This is a genomic window from Desulfonatronospira thiodismutans ASO3-1 (assembly GCF_000174435.1).
GTDB lineage: Bacteria > Desulfobacterota > Desulfovibrionia > Desulfovibrionales > Desulfonatronovibrionaceae > Desulfonatronospira > Desulfonatronospira thiodismutans.
This window is the reverse complement of record NZ_ACJN02000001.1, coordinates 1,361,728-1,372,309: the sequence shown is the minus strand read 5'-3', so window position 1 is coordinate 1,372,309 and position 10,582 is coordinate 1,361,728. Positions and strand designations below refer to the sequence as shown.

Below are 10,582 nucleotides of genomic sequence, written 5' to 3'. Positions count from 1 at the left end.
CCTTCTTCCTTCTTCTTTTGCATGCCTTTTTCTATGCCTTCCTGCATGCCCTTTTTAAGGGCGATTCTTTCTATGCTTGTTACGTATGGCATTTGATACTCCTCCTCTATTTGACGAATATCACTGAAAATTTTGGATGCCAGGTCTTCAGGTAAGGACATCAGCCAGTCCAGCACTTTAAACAGATCCAGGATTCTCTGACGATCCCAGCCCCGGGCAAAGAGAATGCGGATCAGCCGGATCTTGGCTGCGTATCGCTCCTCTGGTTTGTCCTGGGTCTTTTTGGTCAACAGATGCGCTGCTGTTACCAGGGCGAAAGCATTATCCGATTCAAGCAGCTGATCTGTTTCCGATTCCCAGTCCAGAAGCTTGACAGCTGGGAAATCAAACCGCATCCGGCAGCCGTAGAGCTCATAGCCAAAGCTGTCCGGATGCCAGCCCGGACTGGTATCAGCCAGCACGGCAAGGCTGGCCAGGGGCTTGTCGTACCGGTCAAAAAGGCGGTAATGATAGGTGAACATCCGCCTGGCAAAAACATCCTCGGCATCTCCCTGCACCTCAATATGTACGCATACCCAGCCTTCATCTCCGCTTAACCTGCGTACCCGCACCAGCTTGTCCACATACCTGCGTCCAAGTTCAGCATCCTTAGTCACCTGCTGTAATTCTTTGTCCAGAAAATCATACCCTGAACCCCAGTCAATGTCAGCAAAAATTACAGGGAAATAAAACTCCATAAATTCCGGGAAATACCTTTCCAGCGCTACTTTCCAGGGGCTGTCGTATTCATCGCTCACAGGTTCTGCCTCAAATTTTTAGCTACGTCGGCTTAAGCGACAATTGCTTGGTTCGCTGAAGTATCTCGAGTCGTGCTTATTATATAATGCGTTGTAGGCTTGGGGGTCAAGATATTTGTATTCGCCAGTATGATCAAACCAGGCCAGGCTTTCCTTGTCAGTGTCATTTGTCCATGGGAAAAAAATAAAAAATTTTATAATAAAATGAATTATTATAATTGACAGATATAACTTTGTTAAATATAATGTCTGTATGTCAATTTTTATTGGTAGAAAGAAAGAGATTCAATTCCTTGAGGATGAGTTCGCTCAGGACAGGGCCTCGCTGGTAATCCTTTATGGTCGCAGAAGGATAGGCAAAACCACCCTGATCAAACAATTCATTCAGGAAAAAAACGCTTTTTATTTTGTGGCTACAGAGGAATCAGAACGGGAAAACAGGAGAAACTTTCAACACGCAGTCTCGGATTTCACACATAACACCTTACTAAAAAAAGATGTCCTTCTGGAATGGGATGAAATCTTTTCCGTGCTTAATGAGCACCAGCCGGAAAAAAAGAAAATCATTGCCATTGATGAATTTCAATACCTGGGCAAGGCCCGGACATCTTTTCCTTCCATTTTCCAGAGAATCTGGGATCAGATGCTGGCCGGATCCAGGTCCATGGTCATCCTCTGCGGCTCTCTCGTGGGCATGATGGTGGAGCAGGCTCTCTCCTATTCCAGTCCCCTGTATGGAAGACGGACCGGACAGATCAGGCTGGATCAGATTTCATATCAGGATTATGGACTCTTTTTCAAGCACCCTGAGCGCATCAACCTCATCGAATACTATGCTGTGACCGGAGGGGTGCCCAGATATATTGAACTGTTTACACCAGCCACGGATATCTTCCAGGCCATAGAAAGAAATATTCTGTCCAGGCAGAGCTTTTTATTTGAAGAGCCGGTTTTTTTACTGGAAAAAGAATTCGGCGAAACAGGTACTTACTTTTCCCTGGTCAAAACCATTGCAGCCGGCAACAGAAAGCTGGGCAGGATCTCCTCCGCCCTGGGCATGAATCAGTCCGGGCTGACAAAATATCTCAAAACCCTGCAGGAACTGGATCTCATTGTCAGAGAAGTTCCCATCACTGAAAAGAATCCGGAAAAAAGCAAAAAAGGCCAGTATCGAATTACAGACAATTTCATCAGTTTCTGGTTCAGGTTCGTCCATCCTTATAGAAGCTACCTGGAGATTGAGAACACTGAAGTAGTTATTAAAAAGATCAAAGATCAATTCAGGTCAAGTCATGTCAGTTTTGTGTACGAAGACATATGCAGGCAGTGGCTTATGCAGAAGGGGCTTGTCAAATCGCCGCATATTCAGCTGATCCAGGCAGGCAGATGGTGGGACAAGGATGTGGAGATAGATCTTCTGGGCGTCACTGAGAACCGGGAGCATGCTGTATTCTGTGAGTGCAAGTATACTGCCGCACCTGTGGATGCGGATGTTTACCGGCAATTGATGGAAAAGGCAAAAAACGTTTTTTTGCCGGACGGCTCTGAAAAACACTATGTTTTCTTCAGCCAGTCCGGATTTACCGAAGCCATGATGAACCTGGCCCGAAGTCAGGAAAACGTGCACCTGGCGTCCATTTCCTGAAGCAGGTTCCAAGGCACGAGGTTCACACTCCCGGGGCTTCCCTGGAGCTCAAGAGGGACAACTTAAATTAAGTCGGATTTGTAAGATGCATCTGCAAAAAGCCGGGAAATGAATTGTTCAGGAATCAATCACGCGCTCTGCCACGCGTCCAGCCACGCGCTCGCGTGGTTCACGTGGTTCGCATGACAAAACTGACATTTTGCAGTCACATCTTGTAAGACGCTCAGTTCAATTTGTAATGCCTAATTTCCGCATTCTGTGCTGAAGGGTGGAACGTGGAAGACCAAGCAAGGTGGCAGCTCCTTTTGGTCCAGAAATGACTCCCTTTGTAAAATGCAGTACTTCCTTGATATGTCTTTTTTCGACTTCCTGAAGGCTCATGGAAACATCATCAATATTACCTGAATTGTCCGAGTCATCAGTGCAATTATTTTTTTCCGGTATTCTTGAATTCATGGTGTCCATTGACATAACTTCTTTTATATCATTGCAATCAATCTTATTGGCTATAAAATTTTTAACCAGAAGTTGATTCAACACATTCTTTAACTCTCTTATATTGCCCGGCCAGTAATAGTTAATTAAAGCATGCATAAGTTCATCAGATAAGTTTATTTTTGGAAGTCCTTGAGAAGTGGATAATTCGTTTATAAAATAGTTGGAGAGCACTGGTATATCCTCCGGCCTCTCCCGTAGTGGCGGTATTTCAATTATGTATGTTGATAATCTGTAATACAGGTCCTTTCGTAATTTATCCTGCCTGATAGCTTTATCAACATTTATATTGGTAGCTGCTATAATTCTGGTCTGCACTGGGATGGAAGAACTTTCCCCGACTCTCTGAAAGCTTTGATAATCCAGTACATGCAATATCTTGCTTTGCATCTCAAGGCTTAGTTCTGCAATTTCGTCCAGGAACAAAGTCCCTTTTTGTGCAAGTTCCAGCCTGCCCACTCTAGATGATAAAGCCCCGGTAAAAGCTCCTTTAGCATGTCCAAAAAGTTCACTCTCAAAAAGGCTTTCAGCAATTGCAGGGCAGTTGACATGAACAAAAGTATTATTGTGGCGCTTGCTTATTGAATGAATTATATTCGCCAAAAGGGACTTTCCAGTTCCTGTCTCTCCTAGTATAAGTACTGGTATTTCCAGCCTGGCTACCCTGTCGGCTGTTTTCATGACCTGGCGTATCTTGGCACTTTCATAGATAAAGCCTTCTTGAGAGATTTTTGGATCGCTGTGAGAAGCAATATTTGTTGCAACCCACCTCTCTTTCTGCTCGCTGGCTATCAAAGCTCCAATGCATATGGCAATATAAGGTGCTATATCTAAAAAGAATTCCATTATAGCGTATAAATTGTCCGGTTCTTGAACAAAGGAACAATGTATTGTTCCAATTATATCATCATTTATAATTAATGGAAAAGCCATAGTAGTTGTAAGTCCAGACTCAGTCAGAGGGTTTTGCAACTCCTCGCTGAAATACTGGGCGAGATCTGTAATTATTACTGGTTTTTTTGTCGATATGACATGTCCGGCAACAGTGGATTTCTCAGCTTTACGTGTCGGCGACAGCGCATTTACCACAGTTCCTTCTGCTGCTGTGAAAAAGCTTATCAGCTCACTGTTGGGGTCGTATAAGTTGATGCACAGGCGATCAAAGGAAAACTGCTGCTGGATCAGCCTGGAGAGAGATTGAAAAAACGAAGATCTGGAGACTGGAGAACTCACCCTCCTGACCAGTTCTCTGATGATAACCTCAGTGGAAACACCACGTGAAAGCTTTTTTGAGGCCATTTTATTCACTCCTTATTGATACACCTATAATCATTTTTATTTCCTGCATCTGCCTGACTTTCACATTCTCATTCAGGCATGTTGCCCATATATAGTGCCCAAATTCAGGCGCAATGTCTATATATAGGCACAAAGTTTTTTCAGCAGAGATTGGTCTTGATAAAAAAATATTTAATTTCAGGCGACTAAAACTTTGGCAAGCCACTTGCTTATATTTAGTAAAACACTTTTTTTACTGAGAACCAACCCATTTTATCCTGAATAAACACTATATAAAAAGCTTACAGGAGGTGCTCTTATGCGCATTGGCTTTATCGGACTGGGACTCATGGGAGGACCATTGGCAAGGAACCTGATCAGGGCTGGTAAGAATGTACTTGTCTATGACCTGAAGGAAGAAGCCGTGGACCGGACACTGGAAGCAGGCAGCACTGGAGAAAGGGCAGCTTCTCTGTCCGATCTGGCCGGCTGTGAACTTGTATTTACCAGTCTTCCCCTGCCCGAGCATGTTAAGGGGACAATGCTGGGTGATGATGGGCTGTATGCCAAACTGAGCCAGGGAGCCACTCATATTGAGCTTTCCACCATAGATCCAGGCACAGCCAATGACTTGTATGCCGCAGCTGCGGCCAAGGGAATTGGCTATATTCAATGCACCCTGGGCAAAACTCCGGCCCACGCAGAAAAGGCTGAGGAACCTATGTTCATCGGCGGTGACAAGGCCCTGGTGGACAAGTACCAGGACATTTTCAAGATCATCGGTATTCCCAATTATGTAGGCAGTATTGAGGCCTCATGCGCGGTGAAGCTCATCTCCAACATGATCGGCATGACCAACGTGGCTGTCCTGGCCGAGGGCATCCGGGTGGGAGAGAAGGCAGGGCTGGACCGCAACCAGCTGCTCGAACTGCTGTCCGATACCGGAGCACGCAGTTTTCAGATGGATGTCCGTGGTCCGTGGATAGCTGCTGACGATTTTAAACCCAGGTTTGCCGTGGACCTGGCAATGAAAGACGTGCGTCTGGGCCTGGAAATGGCCAGGGCCTGGAATCTGGATCTAAAAGCCATGGAGGCTGCCCTGAAATATTTCCAGAAATGCAGTGAATCCGGGTTTGGCCAGGAAGACTGCAACGCTGTGTGCAAAATTGTTGGTGAATAAATTTTCCGGCCTGATTCCAATCCAGAGCGGGGAAAACCGGTGCGGTGAATTCCGGATCAGCATATAGGTATGTAATCATCAACCAAAGGAGAAACAGTATGAAGAAGCTTGTATTAACACTTGCAGCCCTGGCGCTTTTGCTGGGAGTATCTCCGGCCAAGGCCGAGTACCAGTCCATGACCATCAGGGCGGCCACGGCCAACCCTGAGGGCAGCCTGCACACCACGGCTATTAACAAGTTCAAGGAGATCGTGGAACGCGAATCCGACGGAAAGATCGATGTCAGGACCTTCTATGGTGGTTCCATGGGAGATGAACAGGCCAATGTCAGGCAACTGCGCAACCAGGAAATCCACCTGTCGGTCCTGGCGGTTGGCAACCTGACCCCTTTTGCTGAACAGGCCACCATCTACTACTTGCCTTACATGTTTCCAGAAATTGAGAAGGCTTATACTCTCCTGGAGCATGAGGAGTTCAATGCCGAAATAGCCGACAAAATTGCCACCCAAAGCGGTACTCGTCCTCTTTCCTGGCTTGTTGGCGGATACCGTCACCTGACCAACTCCAGACATCCCGTAACAACCATCGAAGACCTGCAGGGTCTGAGAATCAGGACTCCTCCGGTGACCATTCAGTTGGAATCCTTTCGTTCCTGGGGAGTTGAGCCCCATCCCCTGGCCTGGACAGAAACATTTAGCGCTCTCCAGCAAGGGGTAATTGACGGACAGGAAAATCCCCATGCAGTTAACCGGGACCAGAAGTTCTGGGAAGTGCAGGACTATATAACCGAGCTGCACTATCTGCTGTGGGTGGGACCCATGCTGGTCAGCGAAAGATGGTACCAGGGCCTTGATCCGGCGACCAAAGATCTGGTTACCAGGGCTGCCGCTGAGGCTGCGGCATATGAATGGGAATGGGCAGCTGAACAGGACCAGATAGCCCTGCAGGAGTGCCTTGATCACGGAATGGAACTGCACCAGCTGGAAGATGAAGAGATCTGGATGGAAAAGGCCCGGGCTCTGTGGCCCAGGTTCCACGACCGGGTTGGCGGCGAAGAAGTAATCAACGAAGCCCTGTCCATAATGGAAGACTAGGGCCAAAACATCCATAACCATTCAACCAGGAGGCAGGCAGCCATGCCAAAAATCCTAAGACTTATCGGCAAATTCTACGATAATTTTGAAGAATTTTTTTGCGCTCTCACCATGGGGATCATGGTTGCCTGCCTAATGGTTCAGGTCTCGGTCCGCTGGACAACCGGCTCGGGCATGGCCTGGACAGAAGAATTGAGCCGTTATGCCTTTGTCTGGACAGTTTTTATCGGGGCGGCCCTGGTGGCCAAGCACGGATCGCATGTGCGTATTTCCGCCCAGTTTTTTCTGCTGCCCATTAAAGCCCGTCTGGTTTGCCGTTTTTTCACAGACCTCTTGTGGATCGCTTTCAACCTTTATTTTGCCTGGCTGAGCTGGCAAGTGCTCCAGGATGGACTGCTTTTTCCTCACTACTCTCCGGTACTGGGAATAGTCAGAGAGTATGTGGAAATGATTATTCCACTGGGTTTTGTGCTCATGAGCTGGCGTATCCTTGAGGGGTACATCAGGCGCTGGAGACAGGGAACTCTGAAAGAACTGGTGGAACAGGTTTACTAAAGGAGGGTGGGCAGTCATGGAAGTGAGCATATTTACACTGGAAATCAGTATATTAACAATGGTTCTCCTGTCGCTGGGCGCGATGTTTCTGCTGGGCATGCCCGTGTTCATGAGTCTTGCGGTAGCCTCGGCACTAGCTCTGAGCTACGGTGGCTACCTGCCCATGTCCGTAATACACAACACCATGTTCGACGGTCTGAACATCTTTCCCCTGCTGGCCATTCCCTGCTTCGTGATCGCCGGGACCCTCATGGAATACGGCAATATCACCAAGCAGATCGTGGACGTGGTCAAACAGCTGGTGGGCAGGATGTATGGAGGTCTGGGCTTGACCACCATTGTGGCCTGTACGTTTTTTGCAGCCATCTCCGGCTCGGGACCCGGCACAGTAGCTGCTGTGGGCACCATTCTTGTGCCGGCCATGATCCGTACCGGGTACAGCAAGGACTACGCCGCTTCAGTAGCCTCGTCCGGGGGCACAATCGGCCTGCTGATCCCGCCCAGTAATCCCATGATAATTTATGCCATTCTGGGCAACGTATCTGTAACTGCTATGTTTACGGCCGGTTTTCTTCCAGGGTTTATCGTGGGATTTTCAATGTGCATGACCGCGTGGCTGATCGCCAGACAAAAAGGGTTCGGCCGCAGCGAAGAACTCCCGCCTTTTAATCTCAGACATTTTCTGCTCAGCTGTGTGAAGGGTTTTTTCTCCCTGATAACTCCAATTATAATTCTCGGGTCAATATATACAGGTCTGGCTACGCCGGTGGAGGCGTCTGTGCTGGCCATCGCCTGGGCATTGTTTGTCGGTTTTTTGATAAACCGTGCCCTGACCCTGTCTGCTGTGTACAAGTCTTTACTGGAAGGTTCGCTGATCTGTGGAGCGGTTCTTTTGATAGTGGGCACCTCTACCCTGTTCGGAAGAATACTGACCTTCGAGGAAGCTCCGCAACTTTTGGCGGAAATGGCCCTCAGCGTGTCGGAAAACCCCTACATAATTCTGCTGATGATTGTCGGTGTACTGCTCATTCTGGGCATGTTCATGGAGACGCTCTCCACCATCATTATTCTGGTGCCAGTATTTATGCCCATGATCCATATTATTGGTATCGATCCGGTGCACTTCGGCATCATCCTTGTGCTCACCAATCAGATAGCTCTGTCCACTCCGCCATTGGGGGTCAATCTATTTGTAGCCTCACGTATTTCCAAGGTTTCAGTGGAGAGGATTTCCATCGGGGTTCTTCCGTACATAATAGCCATGTTGATATGTACTCTTTTGATAGTCTTTTTTCCAAAGATTTCAACAATATTGCCTGAACTCATTCTTGGCTACGGAAGGTAGCAGTTTACGGGACAGGGCAGTAAAAACAGTTAAACTAGGAGTCTTCAAATGCCTTTTGGTTACAATGGAAAGATACTGGTCGTGGACCTGACCAGCCAGACCTGGTCCGTGGATGAGCATGATGAGGCCTGGTACCGCACCTACTGGGGCGGCGGGTCCCTTGCCTCCTGGTATATGCTCAAGGACATTCCACCCAAGGCTGATCCCCTGGGGCCGGATAACGTTCTGGTATTTGCGGCATCCGTTCTTTGCGGCAGCGGAATATCCGGCTTCAACCGCTATACAGCAGCAGCCATGAATCCTTTGACCGGCGGTTTTGGAGAGTCCGAGTCGGCTGGTTATTTCGGGCCGGCACTCAAGCATGCAGGCTTTGATGCGGTAGTATTGAAGGGAAAGTCTCCCAAGCCTGTATACCTGTGGATCAATAATGGCCAGGTTGAATTGCGCGACGCCGCTCATGTCTGGGGCAAGGAAAACGCCCCCACACTGGACATAATAAAGAATGAGCTGGGGGAAAAGAAAATCCGCATTGCCTCTATCGGTCCGGCCGGTGAGAACATGGTCCGGCTGGCCTGTATAATCAATGAACTGGCTCATGCCAACGGAAGATGCGGCATGGGAGCGGTCATGGGCTCTAAAAATCTAAAAGCCGTGGCCGTGCGTGGAGACTCGGCAAACATGTCTTTGGCCGACCCGGATAAGCTGGACGAGATCAGCAAATGGCATCGCAAAAGGATTGCAGAGCACATGCCAAGCATTAACATGCGCAAGTTCGGAACGGTGCAGCATCTAATGGCCCAGCAGAATTCGGGCATTCTGCCCACCCGTAACTGGAGGGACTGCCAGTTTGAGGATGCTTCCAGCCTGGGTTGGGAAGGATATGAGAAAGTCAGCAAAGGCACTCATACCTGTTATAAATGCGCTGTTGCCTGCAAACGCAGGGTGAACAACACAGAAGAAAAACGGTATGGGGGACCGGAATATGAAACCCTGGCCGCACTGGGCTCCATGTGCGGGGTGGGAGACCTGAATGCGGTCTGCAAGGGACATGAGCGCTGCAATGCACTGGGCCTGGATACAGTGGGTACCGGGGCTGTGGTGTCTTTCGCCATGGAACTGGCGGAAAAGGGCATTTTGTCCGCCTGTGATCTGGGAGGTACACAGCTTAAGTTCGATGACACACAAGGCATGCTGGATCTCATTGAAAAGATCTGTGCCCGGGAAGGCATCGGCTACATTTTGTCCCATGGCGTAAAAAGGGCTGCTGCAACCATTGGCAGAGGTGCTGAAGAGTATGCTTTTCATGTCAAGGGACAGGAGCCGGTCTTTCATGATCCAAGGGGGAAAAACAGGCGTCAGTCTGGGCTTTGCCCTGTCGCCGACAGGTGCTGATCATATCGAGGCCCCTCACGAGGTTCCCTTTCAGGGCGAAGGGGTGAAGCTGGTTAATCCGCTGGGCATCTTCGTTGCGCCTCAGGCCCTGGACACCGGTCCGGAAAAGGTGCGCTACTTTATTGCCGGGGAAAAGACCTGGGCCATGAACAATACCCTGGGGCTGTGCAACTTTGTTGTGGCTCCCTTGTTTTCCATGACCTATGACAAATTATGTGAAGCCGTGGAAGCCATAACCGGCTGGCAAACCAGTGTGCATGAACTGATGCTTGTGGCCGAGCGCTCCATAGTCCTGGCCAGGATGTTCAATGTCCGCCAGGGAATGGACAGCAAGGACGATAAGCTCTTCCGGCGGATGTTCGAACCCCTGCCCGACGGTGTACTCAAGGGTGAGGCCATTGACGGGGAAGAATTCCAGAAAGCTCTGGAGCTTTATTACGCAATGATGAACTGGGATGAAAGAGGCATTCCTACTAGAGGAGCCCTGTATAACCTCGGTCTGGACTGGCTTGTATGATACAGACAAATACAACGCAGGCAGTATCCGGAGCCTGTTTCCAGGAAAAACCCATTATACTGAAGCTGAGCCTGGAATCAATTCTGGAAAAATACGCCCCTGATAACGCTGAACACTTTCCCATGCCCCGGGATTCGACCCTGGTGGATCTGCTGAAACACCTGGGGCTTGGTGAAGATCAGGTTATGCTCGCTTTTGTTAATGGTAGAATGGCCAATTTGAAAACCAGACTTGCGGACAGGGATGCAGTATCTCTATGTCCATATATTTGCGGCGGTTGAAAA

The 10,582-nt window shown here is 48.8% G+C and carries 10 protein-coding genes; 8 read left to right on the top strand and 2 right to left on the bottom strand.

The annotated features are described in order from the left end of the window. A partial coding sequence (locus tag DTHIO_RS06295; RefSeq protein WP_040417627.1) for an RpnC/YadD family protein occupies nucleotides 1-797 on the bottom strand: 797 nt, incomplete at its 3' end. A 253-nt stretch (nucleotides 798-1,050) separates the two neighbouring features. Here DTHIO_RS06295 and DTHIO_RS06290 point away from each other — a divergent pair. After that, complete coding sequence (locus tag DTHIO_RS06290; RefSeq protein WP_008869497.1) at nucleotides 1,051-2,442, top strand: ATP-binding protein; 1,392 nt, start codon at nucleotides 1,051-1,053, stop codon at nucleotides 2,440-2,442. Between the two features lie 228 nt (nucleotides 2,443-2,670). Here the strand turns inward: DTHIO_RS06290 and DTHIO_RS06285 are convergent, their stop codons facing one another. Further along, entirely contained in the window at nucleotides 2,671-4,236 is a 1,566-nt protein-coding gene (locus tag DTHIO_RS06285; RefSeq protein WP_008869496.1) for a sigma-54 interaction domain-containing protein, read from the bottom strand. Between the two features lie 298 nt (nucleotides 4,237-4,534). On the opposite strand from DTHIO_RS06285, the gene DTHIO_RS06280 reads away from it, so the two are divergent. The 7 genes from DTHIO_RS06280 to DTHIO_RS06255 all read left to right on the top strand — a co-directional run bounded on the left by DTHIO_RS06280 (nucleotide 4,535) and on the right by DTHIO_RS06255 (nucleotide 10,579). After that, the gene (locus DTHIO_RS06280) at nucleotides 4,535-5,395 is read left to right on the top strand and encodes an NAD(P)-dependent oxidoreductase (protein ID WP_008869495.1); all 861 of its coding nucleotides are present in this window, start codon (nucleotides 4,535-4,537) and stop codon (nucleotides 5,393-5,395) included. Nucleotides 5,396-5,493: 98 nt separating this feature from the next. Further along, nucleotides 5,494-6,489: a TRAP transporter substrate-binding protein gene (locus DTHIO_RS06275; RefSeq protein ID WP_008869494.1), complete on the top strand. Its 996-nt coding sequence runs from the start codon at nucleotides 5,494-5,496 to the stop codon at nucleotides 6,487-6,489. 42 nt (nucleotides 6,490-6,531) lie between these two features. Next, on the top strand, nucleotides 6,532-7,044 hold the full coding sequence (locus tag DTHIO_RS06270) for a TRAP transporter small permease (RefSeq protein ID WP_008869493.1): 513 nt from the start codon (nucleotides 6,532-6,534) through the stop codon (nucleotides 7,042-7,044). 16 nt (nucleotides 7,045-7,060) lie between these two features. After that, nucleotides 7,061-8,389 (top strand): TRAP transporter large permease, encoded by a 1,329-nt coding sequence (locus DTHIO_RS06265; RefSeq protein WP_008869492.1) that lies wholly within the window; start codon nucleotides 7,061-7,063, stop codon nucleotides 8,387-8,389. 48 nt (nucleotides 8,390-8,437) lie between these two features. Further along, nucleotides 8,438-9,781, top strand: coding sequence for an aldehyde ferredoxin oxidoreductase family protein (locus tag DTHIO_RS06260; RefSeq protein WP_244156324.1), 1,344 nt, complete (start codon nucleotides 8,438-8,440; stop codon nucleotides 9,779-9,781). After that, nucleotides 9,720-10,298, top strand: coding sequence for an aldehyde ferredoxin oxidoreductase C-terminal domain-containing protein (locus tag DTHIO_RS22315; RefSeq protein WP_244156323.1), 579 nt, complete (start codon nucleotides 9,720-9,722; stop codon nucleotides 10,296-10,298). Before DTHIO_RS06260 ends, DTHIO_RS22315 begins: the two co-directional genes overlap by 62 nt. Continuing rightward, nucleotides 10,295-10,579, top strand: coding sequence for a MoaD/ThiS family protein (locus DTHIO_RS06255; protein WP_008869491.1), 285 nt, complete (start codon nucleotides 10,295-10,297; stop codon nucleotides 10,577-10,579). Before DTHIO_RS22315 ends, DTHIO_RS06255 begins: the two co-directional genes overlap by 4 nt. The last annotated feature ends 3 nt before the right edge of the window (nucleotides 10,580-10,582 follow it).